The 21,323-nt window shown below is 41.2% G+C and carries 21 protein-coding genes and 1 tRNA gene; 13 read left to right on the forward strand and 9 right to left on the reverse strand.

Annotation, left to right across the window (positions count from 1 at the left end; translation table 11 throughout):
- Window positions 1–24: 24 nt before the first annotated feature.
- Complete coding sequence (locus I8752_RS01855; protein ID WP_214430629.1) at window positions 25–435, reverse strand: hypothetical protein; 411 nt, start codon at window positions 433–435, stop codon at window positions 25–27.
- Window positions 436–705: 270 nt separating this feature from the next.
- Complete coding sequence (locus I8752_RS01860) at window positions 706–1,356, reverse strand: hypothetical protein (protein WP_214430630.1); 651 nt, start codon at window positions 1,354–1,356, stop codon at window positions 706–708.
- Window positions 1,357–1,717: 361 nt separating this feature from the next.
- On the opposite strand from I8752_RS01860, the gene I8752_RS01865 reads away from it, so the two are divergent.
- Complete coding sequence (locus tag I8752_RS01865) at window positions 1,718–2,302, forward strand: LURP-one-related/scramblase family protein (RefSeq protein WP_214430631.1); 585 nt, start codon at window positions 1,718–1,720, stop codon at window positions 2,300–2,302.
- Between the two features lie 143 nt (window positions 2,303–2,445).
- Here I8752_RS01865 and I8752_RS01870 read toward each other — a convergent pair whose 3' ends face one another.
- From I8752_RS01870 to I8752_RS01875, 3 genes are all read right to left on the reverse strand, one after another.
- On the reverse strand, window positions 2,446–3,387 hold the full coding sequence (locus tag I8752_RS01870; RefSeq protein ID WP_214430632.1) for an N-acetylmuramoyl-L-alanine amidase: 942 nt from the start codon (window positions 3,385–3,387) through the stop codon (window positions 2,446–2,448).
- A 520-nt stretch (window positions 3,388–3,907) separates the two neighbouring features.
- The gene (locus tag I8752_RS37125) at window positions 3,908–4,078 is read right to left on the reverse strand and encodes a hypothetical protein (protein WP_225895391.1); all 171 of its coding nucleotides are present in this window, start codon (window positions 4,076–4,078) and stop codon (window positions 3,908–3,910) included.
- Between the two features lie 182 nt (window positions 4,079–4,260).
- Window positions 4,261–4,347 (reverse strand) — tRNA-Ser (locus I8752_RS01875).
- Between the two features lie 107 nt (window positions 4,348–4,454).
- Between I8752_RS01875 and I8752_RS01880 the strand changes: the two genes are divergently transcribed.
- The 3 genes from I8752_RS01880 to I8752_RS01890 all read left to right on the forward strand — a co-directional run bounded on the left by I8752_RS01880 (window position 4,455) and on the right by I8752_RS01890 (window position 6,411).
- The gene (locus I8752_RS01880) at window positions 4,455–4,823 is read left to right on the forward strand and encodes a 2Fe-2S iron-sulfur cluster-binding protein (protein ID WP_214430633.1); all 369 of its coding nucleotides are present in this window, start codon (window positions 4,455–4,457) and stop codon (window positions 4,821–4,823) included.
- A gap of 85 nt (window positions 4,824–4,908) precedes the next feature.
- Window positions 4,909–5,460: a thermonuclease family protein gene (locus I8752_RS01885; protein ID WP_214430713.1), complete on the forward strand. Its 552-nt coding sequence runs from the start codon at window positions 4,909–4,911 to the stop codon at window positions 5,458–5,460.
- Between the two features lie 138 nt (window positions 5,461–5,598).
- On the forward strand, window positions 5,599–6,411 hold the full coding sequence (locus I8752_RS01890; protein WP_214430634.1) for an inositol monophosphatase family protein: 813 nt from the start codon (window positions 5,599–5,601) through the stop codon (window positions 6,409–6,411).
- A gap of 4 nt (window positions 6,412–6,415) precedes the next feature.
- On the opposite strand, the gene I8752_RS01895 is transcribed toward I8752_RS01890, so the two are convergent.
- The gene (locus I8752_RS01895) at window positions 6,416–8,185 is read right to left on the reverse strand and encodes an ELWxxDGT repeat protein (RefSeq protein ID WP_214430635.1); all 1,770 of its coding nucleotides are present in this window, start codon (window positions 8,183–8,185) and stop codon (window positions 6,416–6,418) included.
- 120 nt (window positions 8,186–8,305) lie between these two features.
- Complete coding sequence (locus I8752_RS01900) at window positions 8,306–9,676, reverse strand: type I secretion C-terminal target domain-containing protein (protein ID WP_214430636.1); 1,371 nt, start codon at window positions 9,674–9,676, stop codon at window positions 8,306–8,308.
- A 485-nt stretch (window positions 9,677–10,161) separates the two neighbouring features.
- Here I8752_RS01900 and I8752_RS01905 point away from each other — a divergent pair, with 485 nt between their 5' ends.
- Together I8752_RS01905 and I8752_RS01910 are read left to right on the forward strand one after the other, a co-directional pair.
- A complete protein-coding gene (locus tag I8752_RS01905) occupies window positions 10,162–11,115 on the forward strand; it encodes a J domain-containing protein (RefSeq protein WP_214430637.1) in 954 nt (317 codons plus the stop codon).
- 129 nt (window positions 11,116–11,244) lie between these two features.
- Window positions 11,245–12,456, forward strand: coding sequence for an ATP phosphoribosyltransferase regulatory subunit (locus I8752_RS01910; protein ID WP_214430638.1), 1,212 nt, complete (start codon window positions 11,245–11,247; stop codon window positions 12,454–12,456).
- Between the two features lie 65 nt (window positions 12,457–12,521).
- Here the strand turns inward: I8752_RS01910 and I8752_RS01915 are convergent, their stop codons facing one another.
- Window positions 12,522–12,704: a DUF6887 family protein gene (locus I8752_RS01915; RefSeq protein ID WP_214430639.1), complete on the reverse strand. Its 183-nt coding sequence runs from the start codon at window positions 12,702–12,704 to the stop codon at window positions 12,522–12,524.
- On the reverse strand, window positions 12,679–12,873 hold the full coding sequence (locus tag I8752_RS01920) for a DUF6888 family protein (RefSeq protein WP_214430640.1): 195 nt from the start codon (window positions 12,871–12,873) through the stop codon (window positions 12,679–12,681). Before I8752_RS01920 ends, I8752_RS01915 begins: the two co-directional genes overlap by 26 nt.
- A gap of 328 nt (window positions 12,874–13,201) precedes the next feature.
- Between I8752_RS01920 and I8752_RS01925 the strand changes: the two genes are divergently transcribed.
- The 7 genes from I8752_RS01925 (at window position 13,202) to I8752_RS01955 (ending at window position 21,163) form a co-directional block, all read left to right on the forward strand.
- The gene (locus I8752_RS01925; protein ID WP_214430641.1) at window positions 13,202–13,927 is read left to right on the forward strand and encodes a hypothetical protein; all 726 of its coding nucleotides are present in this window, start codon (window positions 13,202–13,204) and stop codon (window positions 13,925–13,927) included.
- 36 nt (window positions 13,928–13,963) lie between these two features.
- The gene (locus tag I8752_RS01930) at window positions 13,964–15,082 is read left to right on the forward strand and encodes a DUF1822 family protein (RefSeq protein ID WP_214430642.1); all 1,119 of its coding nucleotides are present in this window, start codon (window positions 13,964–13,966) and stop codon (window positions 15,080–15,082) included.
- A 315-nt stretch (window positions 15,083–15,397) separates the two neighbouring features.
- Entirely contained in the window at window positions 15,398–18,205 is a 2,808-nt protein-coding gene (locus tag I8752_RS01935) for an ABC transporter substrate-binding protein (protein ID WP_214430643.1), read from the forward strand.
- A gap of 495 nt (window positions 18,206–18,700) precedes the next feature.
- Complete coding sequence (locus I8752_RS01940) at window positions 18,701–19,222, forward strand: hypothetical protein (protein ID WP_214430644.1); 522 nt, start codon at window positions 18,701–18,703, stop codon at window positions 19,220–19,222.
- Between the two features lie 301 nt (window positions 19,223–19,523).
- Window positions 19,524–19,823: a hypothetical protein gene (locus I8752_RS01945; RefSeq protein ID WP_214430645.1), complete on the forward strand. Its 300-nt coding sequence runs from the start codon at window positions 19,524–19,526 to the stop codon at window positions 19,821–19,823.
- Between the two features lie 126 nt (window positions 19,824–19,949).
- Window positions 19,950–20,174, forward strand: a complete 225-nt coding sequence (locus I8752_RS01950) for an indolepyruvate ferredoxin oxidoreductase subunit alpha (protein WP_066380485.1) — start codon at window positions 19,950–19,952, stop codon at window positions 20,172–20,174.
- A 308-nt stretch (window positions 20,175–20,482) separates the two neighbouring features.
- A complete protein-coding gene (locus I8752_RS01955; protein WP_214430646.1) occupies window positions 20,483–21,163 on the forward strand; it encodes a PEP-CTERM sorting domain-containing protein in 681 nt (226 codons plus the stop codon).
- Window positions 21,164–21,323: the final 160 nt, after the last annotated feature.

Consider the following 21,323-nt stretch of genomic DNA (forward strand, 5'->3'; position numbering starts at 1 on the left):
AAATCAGCATTTTCTTCAACTTTATTAGCGATGGTGCATTAACCAATACCATCCCGAACCTTCACGGGTTAACCAAGAAGAATCCTTAAATTCTGTATGGTTGTCGTCTAAGTGGGGATTGTAGTTCGGGTAATTAGAAAAATCTGAGCCGTCTTGCACGCGAATTTTGACATTGCGACAACTGCCCTCTATTTCAATAGTGACAGTTTCATTGCGATCGCTAACATCGGATCTTAAAAGGCTATCTCTGATGATACGCCGCTTTCTCTCTTCTTTCTGCTGACTTTTAGAAACACAACGCACTCTCACCAATGAATTGTCATTAGGATTATCCAACAAATAAGGTAGGATTTGCGAATCACGAATTGTACGAGATGGAGTCTCAGCACTTGCTAAAGATGTTATACATAGCGATAGTATGGTACTGAGAGTCATAATTCTTCCACTTGTCTTCAAAATGGTAAGTGGGAAATGGATAGCAAGGAGTAAAGAAGAGGAATTTTTATCCTGTGTTATGAATAATTGCCTGTAGAAGTCTAGCTTGCTTTTCATAATTTTTCCTAATGAAAATAAAGCAATTGCCAGGGTGCTGACCCCGGCGTTTCGACAATCAAAAAAAATTAACGACTCAAAATCTTGTACTTTATCAACTTAAAAATGACAGGTTTTAATCAGACAAAGACAAATCTGAAAACTGACAACTAATTACTTATCTTCTAGTAGTTGGTTGACCTGTTGTCCGCGACGACCAGTTTTGATTTCATAGCGGCGAGTAAGGTTATCTTCGTAGTTCATATCTCTAGCAGCGGCGGAGTTCACAAAAGCATCGCAATTTTTTCCTTGAACTACTGTCGAAGAACTATTGGTTTTTTCTTCGTTGCGGTTGCTGCGTTGATCTTTAGAATCACTGTTATTTTGGCTACCTTGGCTAGCACCACTGCCGCTAACACCAATACCTAAGAAGCTAACACCACCGCCACCGCCATCATTATGGCTGCGCGAAGAACTGGAACGAGTGCTAGTAGAAGTTGCTAGAGCAAGTTTGGTAGAACTGCTGTTGGTGTTGTTACCTAAGCCAACATCACTACATAGGGCGCGAGGGTCATTTGCCAAAGTTTTCGGATCTACCCAAGATTGATGGTCGCCTAATCCTTGGACTTCAGTATTACCAACAGGATTGCTGGGTGTAGTAGAAGTGTTGCCTGTTCCATTACCTAAAACGGCTCCAGGAATCACATTCACTGGCTTAAAGATACCAGCAGGTTGAGCATTAAACGGGCCGGCAAAAGCTGGTAATGTAGATGTTACAAGTGCAGTAGCTGTTAACAAAGAACTAGTTAAGTGGCGGAATTTCATAGTCATGCTCCTAAAATTTAAGTGTCGGTGTGTATCTTGGGTTTCAATCCCTTCACTTACTCAATAGGTTGACCTTTATTTGTTTATGCACTCTCCACCTAAATTTTTTTAACCTGCTGCTAACAGTCACAGATGAAGTAGAAGCAAATGCTGAGTTAAAAGTCAGTTGTCAGGAGGCAGCAGGCAGAAATAATTATTTCTTGTCTTCCCTGTCTCCCTCATCCCCCTCATCCCCCTCATCTCCCTCATCTCCCCCTGCTCCCTTGCCTACCTAAATTTATCCCACTTTTATACAATGCCTGTTACTTCGCTTCCAGAATTGGGATTAATAGGGTGATAATTTCGTTGTTTTACCCAAACTATGCAGTATCCTCTAGAACTCACCTTTAAATTCTGGGCATTAGCTCCACAAATATCTGTTGTTGATGCTCAGAACAATTTGGCTTTCTATGTCAAACAAAAACTTTTCAAGCTTAAAGAAGCAATTACAATTTTTGCCGATGCCGAACAAAGTCGTCCGCTATACTACATTAAAGCCGATCGCATCATCGACTTCTCGGCACGCTATGACTTTAGCGATAGCAATGGTACTTATATCGGTTCGGTAAAACGGCGTGGGTTAAAATCTCTTTGGCGGGCGCGCTATGACATCTTTGATGGCGACGCGACTACTCTAAATATCCAGGAGAAAAATCCCTGGGTGAAAATTGCTGATGCGCTCTTTGCAGAAATTCCGATTGTGGGTATGTTCACTGGTTATGTTTTCAATCCAGTGTATTTAGTTAGCCGAGCTGATGGCTCGATTGTAATGCGCTTGGAGAAAATCCCTACTTTCCTCTCTAGAAAATTTACCATCAAAGCTGTAGATCGAATCAGCGATCGCGAAGAGCAGCAAATTCTATTAAGTTTAATGATGATGCTGCTGTTAGAACGAAATCGTGGTTAGCAAAACTCAAGTATGAAGTATGAAGTATGAAATTACTCTCATCTAAAGCAATGGGTTATAAGTACCGTAAAATTTGATTTTTTACTCTACTTGCTCTTGAGGTATATACGAGTAAATTCTCACTTCATACTTCTTGAGTCTAACTAACCAATTAATTTTTGCCAGGTCATTCCTCCTACAATCCCATCAGCATCTAAACCATTCTGTCTTTGAAATGTCTTAATTGCTGCTTCTGTTTGAGGGCCATAGACACCATCAACCTCAACACCTACACGGTATTGCAGATATCTCACAACAGTACCGCCAGCATGGTTGGGTCTGATGATGCGTTTAGCTAAAATCAAATTAATTGCATTCCATGTAGTTTCCCCAGCAACTCCTGTTGCTTGAATCCCGGCAATATTTTGAAATTTTTCTATCGCAGATTTTGTTAACTCATCTAATGAGTTATTTTCTACTAAAGGTTTGCCATTTTTATCGGTTATTTTTAGTCGATTTAAGGATTGTTTCAGTCTAGAGGTTGTGGTATTTGTATTTTGCTCATCATCTGGAACAGGGGGAACGGGAGTCGTAGGTACTTTACCAGTTAAACCTTTAACGATCGCATTAGAAATTGCTTCAGCATTATACAGATTTACATCCTTTTGAGAATCGATAAAGCAACTTTCTACTAAGATCGCTGGCATATTTGTATTTTTCAGAACAAATAAGTGGGAACCACTCTTAACCCCACGATTAAAAAATCCTAATTTAACGATTTCATCTAAGACAGGTTTGGCAATTTGTCTGCCTTTGTCACTAGTTGCATATACTTCTGTACCATTTGCTTGCCCGTTAAAGCAATTAAAATGCAAGGAAACATAAATATCTACATTTGCCGCATTCGCTTTATCGCATCTTTTTGCAAGTGATTCGCGCACTGTGTTAGCGCTATCTGGCTTACATGAGATTACTTCATGTCCCAAAGTTTTCAACTTAGCTATAACTTTAGTGCCTATCTCCATCGTGAGATTATCTTCAAATTTTATCCCTCTAGCCCCAGTATCTGGAGGGCAATTATGCCCGATATCAATACCAAATTTCATGTTCTAGTCCTCGGTATATTTGCACCATTTTCAAGATTCCGGTTTCACATATCAAGTTTAATTTATAGCTATTGAAATTAACCTGATACACATATTGTCTTCGGCAGGATCTCAAATATTGAATTCATATTGTAACAAAAAATATTTTACATATCTTTATTTACATTAATAACAACACAGCAATTATTAAATTAACTTAAAAAATAACTCCCAGTAAAACTAGATAGCTATAACAATTTGACATAGTTTAGATACCCGATCTAAAAATACCCTCTAATGTAACCGAGTGTAGCAAGATTTATCAATTCGTGAGGATAGTCTCAAATAATCAAAGTTTCGGCTGAACTATTCGTCATCATTGAGGTGCGATGAGCGTAAATTCAATAATGGCACTGAATAAAAGACCTCTAGACCTTTTATCTATAGGTCTTTTCATTCGATCCAACTAATACTCCAAGTAATAGTCGGAGTCAATTTTAGTCCTAACAGATATAAGTTTTAGGGCTTTTATTTGGGTAGGCTACTTTTGCTTATCTCTGTCTATCTCAGAGGTGCTACAAGTTAACCTTTTTAGTCCTCTGGCTTCCTGGTACTGGTTAAGTGCGATCGCCGAGAATGCCATTAGACTAGCGATGTAAGCAACGTTATAGCCAGCATTCCCAGTTGGCTTAAGTCCATATTTTAGGCACAAATCACGTAGTTCTGAGATAGTTTTACTTTCAAGTTCGGTTCGTATAAAAGCGACCTCAAACCACTGGAGACTGGTTAAAGATAAGGATTTATTATTTATTTGTAGTAAATTTATAAGTTCAACCCATTTAGCTAAAAGTATTGCAATTATGCTTGCTGCAATGCTTGTAGAATAAGGATTAACGGAGAGACAGGGATTTGAACCCTGGAATACGTTGCCGCATTACAGCATTTCCAGTGCTGCGCCTTAAACCACTCGGCCATCTCTCCAGTTGTCACGATTTACAATTGTACTCTAAAATCCGAGAAAATGCAAAGATAAAAAAAGACATTTTAGATTTAATCTGTAAAGTTCTAGTTATAAATCCCGGATTGAGATGTCCCGTACACATACGATTAGAGTTCGCGATCGCGCCACTGGCAAAATCTACACGCTGCAAGTCCCAGAAGACCGCTACATCCTGCACACGGCCGAAAATCAAGGGGTAGAACTGCCTTTTTCCTGCCGCAATGGGGCTTGTACTACCTGTGCGGTGAGAGTGCTGTCAGGAGATATTTACCAACCAGAGGCGATCGGATTGTCGCCAGAGTTGCGTAGACAAGGTTACGCTTTGCTGTGTGTGAGTTATCCCCGTTCTGACTTGGAGGTGGAAACGCAAGATGAAGATGAAGTTTATGAACTCCAGTTTGGGCGCTATTTTGCTAGGGGAAGAGTTAAAGCGGGTTTACCGTTAGATGAAGATTAGAAATTTGTTGACAGGGAGAAACCAGGGGTGTGGTTTGGTTGCCAAGGTTGAGGCGACTAGCTTGCAGAGAATAGCACAAACGCCAATGAATGCGACCGGAGGTTTTAGCATTTGGGTGCAAAAAATTGCCATTTTAGCTTGTGTATTACTATTGGTGAGTTGTCAAGCCAAAAATCAATCTGAAAATAATCAAGCCCAGGTAAAGATAGCGCGGGTAGTGAGTGGGCAAAGTTTAGAAGTATTAGGTATGGCTGAACAACCAAATCTCATATCCCCAGTGCGGTTGATTGGGATTGAAGCGCCAGATTTGCGTCAGCGTCCTTGGGGAGATGGGGCAAAACAAGCCTTAGAAAAGTTAATTGGAAATACAGAAAAGCCTGTAATGCTGGAGTTTGATATCGAAGCGAAAGATAAAATCGGGCGGACTTTGGCTTACGTGTGGAAAGATCGGAAGTTGTTGAACGAAGAAGTCGTCAAGCAAGGGTATGCATTGTTTGTGGGGCGATCGCCCAATCATAAATACGATCGGCGTTTAGAACGCGCCCAACAATTGGCTAGAATCATGGGTCAAGGAATTTGGAACTCAGAAAATCCCATGCGTACTACTCCCGCTGAGTTTCGCCGCCTGAATCGTTAATTTGTTGTCAGTTGTTAGTTATTAGTTGTCAGTTGTTTTCTACCAAATATTGACCACTGATTACTGACAATTGTATTGACTAATAACCACTAACCACTGACCATTAACTACTGACTACTGACAACTGACAATTAACTCATGACTCAATTACAAATTTTTCTGGATATTGCCACGGAAGCGGCGCTAGCTGCGGGTGTAGTGTTAAAAGACTACTTGGGTAAATTAGAAGATGCTGTCACTGAAAAGGGACGACCTGGAGATTTAGTTACTGCTGCGGATAAGGCTTCAGAAGAAGTAATTTTGGAAGTTTTGCGTCGTCATTTTCCCCAGCATTCCATACTGGCCGAAGAATCAGGGAAACTCGGCAATCAAGATAATCAATACCTCTGGGCGATCGACCCTTTAGATGGCACAACTAACTATGCCCATCAATACCCAGCTTTTGCGGTTTCCATTGGGCTACTAATTAACGGCGTTCCGCAAGTTGGTGTAATTTACGATCCTTTTCATAATGAATTATTTCAGGCTGCGGCTGGTTTGGGAGCAACACGCGATCGCCACACCATCAAAGTTTCGCAAACATCAGAACTGAGTAAAAGTCTTTTGGTGACAGGATTTGCTTACGATCGCCGCGAAACTTCTGACAACAACTATGCAGAATTTTGCCACCTCACCCATCTTACGCAAGGAGTTAGACGCAGCGGTTCAGCGTCGCTTGATTTGGCACATGTTGCTTGCGGGCGTGTCGATGGTTATTGGGAACGGGGACTCTCTCCTTGGGATATTGTCGCCGGCATAATTTTAGTCCAAGAAGCAGGCGGTAAAGTCACCGCCTACGATGGTAGTCCCTTAAAAATTGAGACAGGTCGAATTCTAGCTACTAATGGTTATCTGCACGACAGCCTCAGCCATGAATTATTACAAGTCCCGCCACTGTCAGCCTGGAAGTGAGGAACTAGAATACAAAGTTATTGAGGTTGTTCATCGCCTGGGGTGTCACATTGTCTAACTCAATGAAGTTTCTGAAGACGGCATTACCAGTTGCACCATCGCGGTCGATTTGCAGGATAGTACTATTAGCACTGCTGCCCTTTACCAGGCGGACGTAGCCATCAGCGATCGCATCACTACCGTTATAGCCACCAGACACCAAGCTATCCAGCAGTTGAGTCAGCACAATTTTGTCCTCACCAACAGTAAAATCAGTGATGCGCTGACCGACTTCCTTGATACTGGTGTAAACAAATTCATCATTACCAGCACCACCTGTAATTGTTTTTTTGCCAGTACCGCCAACGATGCGATCGCTCCCAGCAGTGCCAGTCAAGGGGTCACGACTACCATTGCCGTTGATAGTATTGTCAGTTTTAATTGCCCACAACTCATTACCGTGGATGCCATCGTCAGCATTGAAATAGAGCGTACCATCAACGTTAGCTAGATCGGATATATTAGAACTACCAGCCCCAGGCTTGATATCTTCTACCAAGACAGTGCCTTCTGCTGTGCCATCGCTTTTCCACAACTCCCCACCGTGGGTGCCGTCATCAGCATAGAAATAAAGAGTACCATTAACACCTGTTAGTAGGGGATCTTGCACACTATTACCGTTGATGACAATAGAACTATCAGAGCCTGGGTTGATGTCTTTAACTAAGACAGTGCCAGCCTCAGTGCCATCGCTTTTCCACAACTCTAGACCGTGAGTACCATCGTCGGCATAGAAATAGAGAGTACTATTGACCTCAGTTATAAAGTTATTGCTGCGGTAAGCAAAACTACCAGATGGCCCTGGATTAATATCTTTAACTAGGACAGTACCAGTAGCTGTACCATCAGTTTTCCACAATTCATCACCGTCGATACCGTCGTTAGGATTGGGATCGCTTAGGAAATAGAGAGTGTCGTTGAAGTTTCTCAAATATGAAGCTGCGATATCTTTGACTTCGACAGTACCCTCGGAAGTTCCATCACTTTTCCACAACTCACCGTATCTAGTGAAATAGAAAATGTTCTTAACCGTCGTCAGTTCGTAGAAAGCATTCCCACTAGTAAATTCTTTGAATGGAACGGTACCCGCAGTAGTGCCATCGCTTTTCCACAATATCGGTGGTGCATTGTCACTACCAACAGCAAAATAGAGCGTACTGTTCATCTTTGTGGCTGACGAAATATAAATAAATCCATCGCCAGGATAAAGTTCTCTTAGGCGGAAAGTACCCTCTTTTGTACCATCGCTTTTCCACAAATCATCATGGGAGTCGTCATTAGAAGCAGAGAAATAAAGGATGCCGTTGATGTTTGCCAGTAAGTGAGGAGGATATCCATAGCCGCCTGGAAGGTCGATTGCAACAGTACCCTCGGAAGTTCCATCGCTTTTCCATAATCTAGAGAAGTAAGTAAGGAAGTAAAGGACATCATTAACGTTTGTCAGGTCATATGGTTCATAGTAACGGTAGGAGAAAGAGGAGATATCCTTAAGGGCGACGGTGCCAGCTTCTGTACCATTGCTCTTCCACAAACGAATACCTACCTCGTCTGGGTCATCTAAACTAAAAGAAGTAAAGAAATAGAGGGTATCGTTAACACTTGTTAGGCTGAAAGGATAAGAACCATCAGAGCCGGGCACAATGTCACTTACCAAGTAAGGTTTAGCCAGTTCGATACTATAGTCCTTCGAGGTTGTTGAATTACTAAGTAATGGTGATTTTTTAGTATTTGCCATAACGTGATTGTTTGATTACTCCAAAAAATGTTCAATGCCAATGTCAGCATCTTTAGCAGTAGTATTTGAAGCGATCGCCCTATACACTTACCAGCTTAATTTGCCTAATTGTTCCGTTTTCTAGAGATTTTTCAAGTGCGATCGCTTTGGAAATAAGGGAATCTCTAGAATACTAAAGTTACTGAGGTTGTTCATTGCCTGGGGTGTCACATTGTCTAACTCAATGAAGTTTCTGAAGACGGCATTACCAATTGCACCATCGCGGTCAATTTGCAGGATAGTAGTATTAGCTGTGCTGCCCTTTACTAATCGCACATAACCATCAGCGATCGCATCGCTGCCGTTATAGCCACCAGACACAAGACTATCTAAAAGTTGAGTCAGCACAATTTTGTCCTCACCAACAGTAAAATCAGTGATGCGCTGACCGACTTCTTTGATGCTGGTATAAACAAAATCATCATTACCAGCGCCACCTGTAATTGTTTTGCTACCAGTACCGCCAATGATGCGATCGTCCCCAGCAGTACCAGTCAAGGGGTCACGACTGCCGCTGCCGTTAATAACATTGTCAGTTTTAATTGCCCACAACTCATAACCGTGGATACCGTCATTACCAAGGAAGTAGAGAGTGTTGTTGAAGTTTCTCAGACTGACAGCATTGATATCTTTGACTTTGACAGTGCCAGCCTCAGTGCCATCACTTTTCCACAAACCATCGCTAGTGAAATAGAGAATATTGTTAACCGTTATCAAGTCGTAGGAATAAATGTCACTACCGAATTCTTTCAAGAGAATGCTGCCAGTAGTAGTGCCATCGCTTTTCCATAATGAAGTTTGCCTGAAAGAGTTGCCTTCTCCGTCGTCAGATGTCCTACTAACAGTAAAATAGACTGTATCGTTAATGTTTACTAATGAGTCAATAGTAACGAAACTGTCGTCAGGGTATAATTCTTTGAGTCGGAAAGTCCCCTCTTGAGTGCCATCGCTCTTCCACAAATCATAATTGTATAGTCCAGAATCGGGGTTAGGAGCAGAGAAATAGAGAGTGCCGTTGATGTTTGCCAGGAATCGAGCATAATACATACCAACGGCGCTAGGAAAAATAACTTCTGCACCAGTACCCTCTGGAGTACTATCACTTCTCCACAATGTAGTAAATTTCAGGAAGTAAAAGATGCCGTTGATGCTGGTCACTGCATCGGGTTCAACGCCTTCATTCCGGACTGCGGAGATACTGTAGACATCCTTGACTGGGATGGTACCAGCCTTTGTACCATCACTCTTCCATAAGCGAATACCTATGTAGTCTGGGTTGTCAGTTAACTCGAAAGAAGTAAAGAAGTAGAGAGTACCGTTGATGTTTGTCAGTCCAAGCGGATAAGGACTATCATACCCAGGTATAACTTGGTAAGGTTTAGCCAGCACTGTCTCATCGCTCTCTAAGATTGCTGGACTATTCAGTAATTTTGAGCTTTTAGTATTTGCCATAATGTGATTATTTGGTTATTCCTAAAAATGTTAAATGCTATGTCTGCATTTAGTAGCAGTTACATTTGAGGCATTGCACTCTATACTTACCAGCTTGATTTGCATAATTGTCTCATTTCCAAAGATTTTTATTAGCGATCGCTTGACTCAACAGCCATAAGCTAGCTAGCAATTAATGTACTGGTACTCAAGTATTTAGGTTAAATTAATGACATTAAAGGAATTTAAGAACATTATTGAATGTAAAGAAAGTTATTCTAGCTTTACAAACAAGGTATTTATTCCTTCTTCTTGTCTTGCCAGATGTGCGATCTAATACCATTTCTTTAAAATCTGGCGAACATCAGTCTTTGCATTCTCATCTTTGGAACTCAGCACACGCAAATTACTCTTGCTAACTACCGAAAATTTGCTACTGCCGGATTGCTAATTGGGCAAACTAAACTAGAAAAAATCTAACAGCTCCTTTGGTGCAAAACCGCCTTATGTCATTAAAAATAGATCGTGGATTATTTAAATATGATTTCATAGACCATCACGCAATTTTGTGCGTTTCAGTTGATGCGGATGTGAAAGATATACGTAAACGCTATTTGCAAATCGCCCGCCGCTTACATCCCGATAGCGGTGCTATGACCACTGCCGTAGAAAAGCAGCTAGCCAGTGAATTATTATCAAAGTTAGTTAACCCAGCTTACGAAAAACTGACTGGAGAACGCGATCGCACCGAATACATTGTACTTTTGTCTCAAATGGGCAAGCGTTTAGTACAAGAATCTGCTTCGGTGGAACTGAGTACCGATTTAGCTAGACAGCTAGCCGCTGCCCCAAATATCGATCATCTCTACAAAACTGCGATCGCGAAAATTGCCGAAACTCAATATGACTCGTTGCAGCAATCAATTCAAGTCATTTGCCAAATTAGCGAGTTGAATTTAGTTTACTTAATGCGGAGTGCTGGTAAAGCCTTCGCAGCACCGCCGCCATCTGCTAAACCTGCAACTAACTCAGGTACGTCAAAGCCAAACACACCAGCATCACCACCTCCAGCAGTACCAGCCAAAGAAGATTCCATAGCCGAACAATATATTCGTCGCGCTCAAAGTTTGGTCGATAAAAATCAATTTGCCCAAGCCAAGGTAGAGTTACAAGATGCTTTGAAGCTTGAGCCTAAAAGTAGTCGCTGTCATAGTTTGATTGGATTGGTTTATTTAAAGCAGAATCAGCTAAAGATGGCTAAAATTCATTTTGACAATGCTCTGAAACTAGACCCCAACGACCAAGTAGCGACGACATGGAAACCTAAAATAGAGAAGGCTTTAGGGCAACAATCCAGTACCTCTAAAGTAACTTCATCTCCAAATACTGGAACGAAACAACCAGATAAACCAGGAGGTGGGGGTTTATTTGGTGGTTTATTTGGTGGCAAGAAAAAGTAGTCAGCAACTCACGCTAGATGCTATTGCATACTAGTGTGAGAACCAGTCTAATCGTTCTATACCATGGTAATCTTATCCCATATATGAGGAGATTTTGCAGCTGAACGGAACTCATATAATGGAGGATTAATGGTGTATCAACCAGCAGCGGGAGCCAGGGATTTATTACCTTTAGATGTGGCTCAAAAACGCTGGATTGAAGACAGATTACAGCAAGTGTTTCACCGTTGGGGATATCACAGGATTATCACCTCGACATTGGAACGCATGGATACCTTGATGGCAGGAGAAGCGATTCAACGCCAAATGGTAATTCAACTGCAAAATGGTCAAGATGAAGAGTTAGGACTGCGCCCAGAATTGACAGCCTCGATCGCACGTGCGGTTGTCACACGCATGGCAGATATGCGTTATCCGCAACGACTGTACTACAATGCCAACGTCTTCCGCCGCACTTGGGAAAACAGGCACAATCGTCAGCAAGAGTTTTATCAAGCTGGGGTTGAGTTGTTAGGTGGAGGCGGATTGCTGGCAAATGCAGAAGTGCTGCTATTGGCAGGCAATTGTTTGTCAGCGTTGGGTTTACAGGGTTGGCATTTAATTTTAGGCGAAGCGGGAATTACGCGATCGCTTCTTGATGTCTTTCCCGCTCATCTCCAAGCGAAAGTCCGGAATGCGATCGCTAATCTCGACCGCATTACTATAGATACTCTACCCTTAAGCGACGAACTGCGCGATCGCGCCCGCATCATGCTGGATTTACGCGGTACGAGTGCCGATGTGTTGCAAAAAGTCAGCAATCTTGGTCTAGATGCAGACCAACAAGAGGCAGTAAATAACCTGAAATCTCTGGTAGAATTATTAGAATCAGGAGGTAATTTCCCTGTTATTTTAGACCTCAGCTTGATTCAAACTATCGACTACTATACTGGTATCGTCTTTGAAGTAGTAAGTAATACCGGAGCGCAAACAAGAGTTTTAGGGCGTGGTGGTCGCTATGACAAGCTTCTGGGACTATATCATCCTCAAGGAGAAGATATTCCTGGAATTGGTTTTGTACTCAACATTGAAGATTTATACCAAGTTCTTTTATCTACTCAGCAATTACCGCAAGGAACCCCAGCTAGCAACTGGTTGGTAGTATCACAGACACCAACTGCTGACGCTGCGACCTTTGCCTACGCGCAAAAACTGCGCGATTCCACCCATCTAGTGCGAGTAGAAATCGATTTAGGTGGCAGAGATGCCCAAGCCATTCGGCAGTACGCACGCGATCGCGGCATTGCCCAAATCGCTTGGATTGAACCCAGCGGCTCACCAAAAATTGAAACATTGCGTTAGTAGGGACTGGGGATTGGTTATTCTCCTTGTCACCTTGTCCCCTTCTCTGCGACTCCTACTCCCTTTTACTTTTCATGAGTTTGCTGTTTGATATGTTCTAAAAACTCTTCAACTGTAACTGTTTTCCCCTGATTGCGAAGACGTATCGCCATTGCATGAATAGCATCCTCATCGTCTCTATGAACTAAAATGTACTGTCTTAGGTCTTTCATGGTCATTTGTTCAAAATTCGGCTTCGGTTGACTCATAACTCACCTTTCCTTCTGGGCTAATTGATGCTTCTATCTCTTCACCAGCAATAATGATTAAGTCGCCTGTTCTAGTGTCGGTAGTTACTAAATATATAGGTGTGTACATTTTTGTTAATTGTTGACAAATCCTGTACATCACCGTCTTCTGCTCTGGTGTCGGTTCCATTTCACCTCCTTAAGTGGATAAGTGGCAAATTTTAGCTAAACATTTTTTGCTTGCTTGGACATCTTCTAATAAAGTTTTGTGAATAATCTAGAATATCCCAGTCTCTCGCTTCGATAGCCTATCAGGCAAGTAAGAGGAGGGGAGGTACTGTCATAATATTCAAACCTAAACTGATGGGGTCTGAATAACCTCTATGTGTCAATACGGTTCAGTGAAAGCTAAAAGTTCTTTGTCAAAGTTAATTTTTTTAACTAACCACAGAGGCGCAGAGAACGCAAAGAGATAAATCAAGAGAAGGAAGAAATGCTTAACTCAACTGTATTGCTTTATGTGTAATAACTCTCCTCTGATTGGCTTGCTTCAGGCTGCTTTAAATTATCCAATTGAAAGCAGCAGGCTATTACAGCAACCAAAAAAGCTGCAAGAAATTATGAACGACATTCCTGCACGGCAATGGATATTTGAGCAAGCATGTCAAACTGATAACCTAAATCAAGCAAAGCGGGCAAAGGATCTCATTATTAATATGATGAGGTCTTCCAGATCAATTTGGCAAGGTAGAGGGATATTACCAGATGTCTATAGTGAAGCGCTATCACGAACCTGGATATGGTTTATGGAACATTTTGATGAGTATAATCCAGCACTGGCAGGCTTTGTCACCTGGTTTAACCAAAAGTTAAGATGGATCATTCAAGATGTCATTCAAGAAAGAGCCACGGAACAGGGTAGACGGTTAAATCTTCCAGCAGATGAAGAAGATAATGAGTCGATTTATCCTCCTGCACCAAAACCCGATCGCTGGCATGAAACGATCCAAGAATGGTTGGAGTTGGTGGGAAATAATTCCCATCAGTTGAGTAATTGTCGAATGCAGAGTCATCCTCATGTCAACTGTCACGTTTTGTTAATTGATATTTTGAAGGTATTGGGTAATTCAGGAGAGTTTTCTTGGGACGATCTCGCCCAAAAGTATGGTGTCGAATTATTGGCGCTGAAGAGATTTTGTAAAACACGATGTTTCCCACTATTCAGAAAGTTATTACCTGAATAATATTTCGCAAAGTTTGGCCCTTTTTTCACACAAATTATGATTGATACCACAGCAAAATTTATGCCGATCGCAATTCCCATTACAGCTACCGATCGATGTCAGGCGTACCAGTTTGCTCAACAACAGCCAACTCAAGAGCGATCGCAACAAGTTTATCGGAATACGTTAGCCGTGTTAGTGACTAGGCGTTATTTACAACTGTTAGGCATCGACACCGATTTAGAAGCAAGTCATAGCTGGAATCCTCTCAATCGCTTGGTAGAAAATATTGCAGACTTGTATATTCCCAGTTTGCAAGGCTTTTTAGAGTGTAGGTCGCTTCGTCAGAGCGATCGCAAATGTACAATTCCCCAAGAAGTATGGTCAGAACGCTTTGGCTACGTGATGATTCAACTTGATGAACCCTACCAAGAAGGAGAAATTTTAGGATTTGTAGAATCCGTCTCAGTGTCTGAACTACCGCGCAGCTATTTTCAACCCCTCGATATATTACTGGACCGTTTGACGTTAGAGCCGCCAGCAGAACCAGTTGTTCAACTCAGGCAATGGCTAAAAAAAAGGTTTGAATCTGATTGGCAACCCCCGCAAGACTTACTCATCACTATTAAAGGAGAGATTACACAACTTTATCAGCCACAACTTCAACAACGAGGTGAAGACCCCATTCGCCAGCGGGTTGAACAACTCTATCGCGGACAGTCTTCTAATTTGGTGCAATCTACTCCGCTTCATCTAAATCCCCAAGAAGCTTTGGTAAATCTGATCCAAACTACCCAAGATGATGAAATTCGCTGGCAGTCGGCTGAGTTGTTGTGGCAACTAGATCCCCAACATCCCGACTGTCCGGTAATCAGTGCCAAAGATTTAGGAATTTATCTGATAGGGTATCCGCTAGGACTGATGGTCGGTATTTTGCCTAAGTCAGATGGCAAAATGTTAATTCTCCTGCGAGTGTATCCTCAGCAGCAACTATCTCATCTGCCGTTGAGATTAAAGCTGATCGTGCTGGATGAAACCGGAAATCCGTTTTCTGAAGTGGAATCGCGACAGCAAGATCGCTATATACAGTTCAAATTTACAGCGGATGCAGGCGATCGCTTTAGTGCCCGTGTCGTTCTCAATGATGCCAGCTTTACTGATAGTTTTGTTCTGTAACTTCCTATTGCATAATCACGCTTAATCATGCTTATCTAATTGAAGAAGAATACAGAATTCACAATGTGATTAGATAAGGTTTTAGACAACTACCTAATTGAAGACCGCCAAATCGTTTGCGTAACGTATTTGAGAGGAGAAGATTGAGTTGGGAGCTTAAACCCCTTTATCATCCGTCAGTCGCAAAGAATTCTCGTGAATTGTGGACGGCAGTTGCTACAACGGAGGGAACCTCCGCAACGCACTGCCTCCTCCTGACTCCTGAATTGTTTCTTAAGAAATTCTTTATCTCCAGGCGCTCTCCTATTGTTGTCTATGGTGCAGTCCCCCTCTAGCCTTCAATTCCCTCAAAACGTTGCTGTCGTTATCCGAATTAGTACGGGTAGCTTCGCTGAGGGGTTTACCCTGTCGCTTCAGATTTTAGAAGATGGTCGAACTATTCAAGAATATAATGATTTACCTCCTATTCCTGCCGCACCTGAAATGCTGCAATTGTATGAAGAATGGCAGGAAATATCACTAAAGCACAGTCGTGCGCTTCAAGCGGTTTCTGGACAAGAAACGAACGTATCCTATGCAGATTGGAGACAAAGAACTACAGACCTACGTGACCGTTGTAGGACATGGTTTCGGCATACTGCTTTCAGTAGTTTGCGCGATCGCATTCGGGCAAATGCAAGAGTCCGCAAGGATCAATCTGTCCCCATTATCATTAGATGCTCTACAGCATTTGACACAGAAAATGATATTTTGCGTAGACTACCCTGGCATTTATGGGATTTATTTAGCCATAGCCAGCTTCCTAATGCTGAGTTTGCTTTATTCACTAACTATAATCGTCCAATAGCTATCCTAAAAGCACCGATCAGAATTTTAGCTATTTTCGGTAGTTCTGATGGTGGTTTACAACTAGATAAAGATGAAGCAGCGTTACAGATCCTAGAACAGCGTGGAGCAGAAATTACTAGAATATCAGAGCCGAGTCCAGAAATTCTGTCTCGCCTGTTATTTGATAGAAATTGGGATATTTTGTTTTTTGCTGGACATAGTTCCAGTCAGGGAAACAGCGGCACAATTCAAATTAGTCAAGGCAATTCTTTACAGTTAGATGCGTTACGTCAAAGCTTAACGACAGCGGTAAGGAATGGTTTAAAGTTGGCAATCTTCAATTCTTGTGATGGCTTAGGAATTGCAGATTTTTTAACAGAGTTGAACGTGCCAGTTGTGATTGTGATGCGGGAACCTGTGCCCGATCGCATTGCCTGTGAATTCTTGCTCTACTTATTGAAGGAATTTTCTCAAGGTACGCCTCTTTGTTTAGCAGTGCGTAAGGCTCGTGATCGTCTGGAAGATATAGAACTCAAGGATTTTCCGGCGGCTTCCTGGCTACCCGTCATTTGCGTCAGTCCGAATCAGCCAGAGTTAGTTTGGCCTACCCCAACTCCCCTGCTGCGCCTTCTATTACTACTGCGGCGCTTACTATCTAACCTTCGTCGATTTATTACTAGATTTTTAGTTTCGCCTGCCCAATTATTACTGTCACGCTTGCGATCTTATTTCCGTCGTGATTATTTGATTGTTCTTTTTTTTGCTACCTTGATTTTAGTTTTAGTCTTTGCTGTAGGTAGACCAATTGTGTGTCAGGTTTTTCCCTCAACCTGCATAGAAAATTTTATTAGCTATGGTGAAAAGCAAATTGCTAATAGTAGAGTAAAACTGAGTCCAAAATATTTCAAACAAAAACAGGAAGGTATTGAACAATTTCAGAAAGGTCAATATGAACAAGCAGTGAAAACTTTTGATAAACTACATCCTCGTCCCAAAGAAAACAATGAAGATGCTCCACGCCTTTCGTTTCTTGATACAGAGGAAAAAAATGCGCTACAAGACCCTGAAATCCTAATTTATCGGAACAATGCTTTCGTGAGAAATCGGCAAAAGAACAACCCAAACTTGCCAATTTACACCATTGCTGTTGCCGCACCATTGAATATTGATGCGAGTATCTTCTTAGGAGTCGCTCAAGCACAAGATGTAGCAGTCAATAAGAAAGGGATCGACTTACAAGTTGTTATTGCTAATGATAATAATGACCCCGCTCAAGCTCGGCAGATTGCAGAGAAACTCTACCAGGATAAAAAAATTCTGGCTGTGGTGGGGCACTATACCTCTGAGAACACTTGTGCAGCTTTAAAAGTTTATTCCCAACAGCCAAACCCACTTGTAGTTATTTCTCCAACCAGCAGCGTTGTTAACCTTCCATCGAAGCGAGACATTGCATCGAGGTGGGACTGCGGTGGCGATCCCCATAGAGTATTCTTCCGTACAGTTTCATCAACTCGCGTAGAAGCCGAAAGCTTAGTGAAATATTTCATCCAGGGTCGCGACCAATCAAAGCGAAAAGTGGTTGTTTTTCGTAACAGTAAAGAGTTGTTTAGCGAAGATTTGTTCGAGCAGTTTAGGAGCGTGCTTGAAGGAGAAATGTATAAAGGACTTGTAATTGCTAAGTTTGATATATCAGACGCAAAATTTGATCCTAGCAAACTTCCACAGGAGATTATAAATACGGCAGATGCTTTAGCAGTATTCCCCGATGGTCAGACTAACAATGACACAGCATTTAAGAAGGCAATTGACATTATCAATTGGAACAATGGAAAAAAACCAATTTTAGGAGCAAATACTCTCTACGTTCAGGAAATTCTTAATCAGCCTAAAAAAACCACAGTAGATGCCTTATATCTTGCAGTTGACTGGCATCCAAAGCAATGTGGTGCACAAGATTTTGCAGATCAGATACGTCAATACTGGGGCGGTGATTTAAATCGACGCACAGCCTTAGCATACGAGGCTGTTCAGGCAGTGTTGCAAACTATTGAGCCAAATTCATCTGTGATTAGAACAAAAGATATCCAAAACAAGTTATCTCAGGCAGGAATTGGAGATAAAGTAGCAGCATCTAGTGATGCTATTAAAGGTTTACTGATTAGTTTTATTAATGAATATCACGATCGTAGACAAATTACTACGCGTGCGATCGTTACTGTAAGTGAAAAGAAGAATTTTATTCTCAAACAAGATGTTCCTTGTTCTAATGTCCAAAATGTTCCTTATCTTAATTAATAAGAAGTTAAAAAACCTCCATAACAGTTTTAAATCATTTACGAAAAGTTAGATCCCCGATTTATCAAAAAAGTCGGGGATATAGATTTTATAGATTGGTTGAGAAACGAAACCCAAAACTCGTATAGATGTTGGGTTGAGCAACGCGAAACTCAACATACATTGCACTATTTTAGGCTTGACAGACCACTAGAAGAATTTTGTCTTTACTTTATAAATAGTCTCTAAATTACAGTAGTTTAGATTTTTTGTGAAGATTAGTAAATATTATCGGCGATTATCGCTCTAGCCTCCGATAGTCCTTTGTAGGGTAAAAAGCGCACTGATTATCCAATCATTAATCAGCGATTTGCTTCTCTACAAAAATCAGATTTTTCACAAGTGAATTGCATACTCTGCAAATGATTTTATCGTTTGCAAAAGCTTTGCTGTCAATACTATGACCTTGCAAAGTACATAGTCTCAACTCATCCATTTATCACACAACATAAAACTATGAATATCAAACAAACCGCTTGGATTTGGATTTTAGTAGTTAGTAGCATGGGGCTGTTTGGTGTCGAGTCAGCGAATGCTAAAAAAGCTGAAACCGAAGCACCTACAACTGCATCTTCAACCGATATTAGTCAATCTTCGCAAGTTACTATTGCTCAACTATCAGAATTAGTCACCCCAATTACTGCAACTTGGGAACTAACATATAGCGCTGCTGGAATTGTTCATAAAAGCATTCTCAGAATGAATGGATATTCTGGAACTATGAGAACCAGATTTTTTAACATTAAATCGTTCCAGACAGAAGCTGTAGATCAGACGATGTACCTCAAGCCCCATCCAGAAGGATTACTTATCGTGGGCTATAACCCCGTCTATGCTGGAACTCGCACACCGCATCCTATTTATAGTCCTGACAACTTTTTCTTTTCAATTTCGCCCGACGATGATCAACTACCAATATTTATTACTTGCGATGATAGAAAGCGATGTTCTCCTGTATCTGTAAAGCGGCTTAGATAAGCAAATATTTTTAGATTTTAGATTCGTTAATAAATCCAGAATCTAAAATCTAAATTTGATCGTCGTATAGCTATCTATGCCAAACATATCAACACAAAGTTTGCGATCGCGCATTAGCAATACATTTCAAAATTGGAGAATATTTTGGCCTGTTCTACTTTACCTTTGTTGGGTACTTTGTTTGGATAGGTGAACCAATCGAAATTACCTGTCAAAATGTGGAATTCAATCGGATAGATTGCACGCTGACGTATCAGGCTTGACTGCGTTCCTCAAAAGAGGAAATTAAAGATGTTAAAAAATGGATATTGAGACTCGTATCTATTCCTCAGATAACGAAGTAAGGACGACTGATTATGTTGCTGTATTACGTTCTGAAAGTGGCGATCGCGATATTAAAACCTACTCCAATCGCAACGATCCAGAATTAAAAGTTCTGAATCGTCGTCTTAATCAATTTATCAAAAACCCTGAAGAAAAACTGATTCTTGCAATTCAATATACTTGGTTAGATACACTTATCATTTCTTTTTTCCTATTCGTCATTTTACTAATCTTTGTCGTCTTCATTCTTAATTTGATTACTCAAGTGTTCAAATAGTTTTTCAAGTAGTTGTAAAGCCATTGAGCAGGGGAGAAGCTTTTTTCTAATCTCCCCACACTCCCCCCACCCCCAATCCCCTGCTAGGCTAGAAAAAGCTGACTTACAAGAGAGGGAATCGAAAAAATGCCGCACACGATTGTAACTGATGTTTGTGAAGGTGTTGCTGACTGCGTAGATGCCTGTCCTGTGGCTTGCATCCATGAAGGGCCTGGGAAAAATGTTAAAGGAACGGATTGGTACTGGATAGATTTTGCTACCTGCATTGATTGTGGTATCTGTATCCAAGTTTGCCCTGTCGCTGATGCGATCGTTCCAGAAGAACGACCAGATTTACAAAAAACACCGTAATCATACTTAATAGATAAAAATCTGCGATCGAACAGGCGTTTAAAATACTTTGAAATAGCCTGTTTTTTCTGTAAGTATACTTTAAATAATATAATTTATATTAATATTTGATAAAGTTTTAACAAGTTTTTTATAAAAATTGAGTAAATATCTGGTTGCTGAACTTAAGTAGCGCTTAAGCTTGTTTCACAAGGTATGTGAAATTTACGCAAAGTACAAAATAATATCTAGAACTGATGAAAAAGCTAAGTATTCTAACTACTTCTAAGTTCTTTATGTTTAATTTGGCTACTCTAGCAGTGAGCCTGATGTCCGCTGAAAATGCTACGGCTGCAACATTCGATTTGTCCTTTACCAAGCTATCAGGCTTGACTGGTGGTAATCCCCAAGGAACTGCTGTTTATCGTGCCGAGCTTTCCAATATTGGCTTTGAGAATATCAATTCTATCTTGATAGGTGATAGCAATATCGGTACTGGTGGAGAATCTGGTAAATTTAGCGGCTTTGATTTAGATGCAATTAAACTTAGCAGAACCTTGGTTAGCAGTGCTGCAAGCGTCAACGGCATTACAGGGTTGAATCTGTTTGATTTCAGTTCCACAGGAACTGTTTTTACTCCTGGAACCCAGCGTCCTACCACTAATCCAGCTTTATCTGGTAATTTTTTTGGTACTACTGGTGATAGTATTGACAACTCAATTGCTACATTACAAAACTTTGATGGCAATTCCGTAACGAATGATAATGCCTTTGGATACGCTAGCCTTGGTGATGGCGGTAAAGCAGGATTTAACCTCACAAGTCCCGTTTCTACAAAAGGTTCGCTATACCTTTATATCGGAGAGGTAGGTGATAATGGCGAGGTAGCAACAGCTCAAATTACTGTTTCAGACGAACCACTGAGGATTCCAGAACCTACTACCCTAGCAGCTTTATCTTTGATGGGAATCTACTTTACAGTCCGTAGCAACAGAGCAAAAGCTCAATAATTTCTAGTTGAGCGATCGAGATCGCAAGAAACCTATAGGTATCTTAATCTCAGGATATTTTGTTTTTCAGTAGAAGCGATCGCATACATCTTAAGTTGTGTAATTCTAATATTCTAGTAGCCAGTGCATGACTTCGAGCATGACTCTGGTTACTCGGCGT

The sequence above is a fragment of the Dendronalium phyllosphericum CENA369 genome, from assembly GCF_016056275.1.
Classification (GTDB): Bacteria; Cyanobacteriota; Cyanobacteriia; order Cyanobacteriales; family Nostocaceae; genus Dendronalium; species Dendronalium phyllosphericum.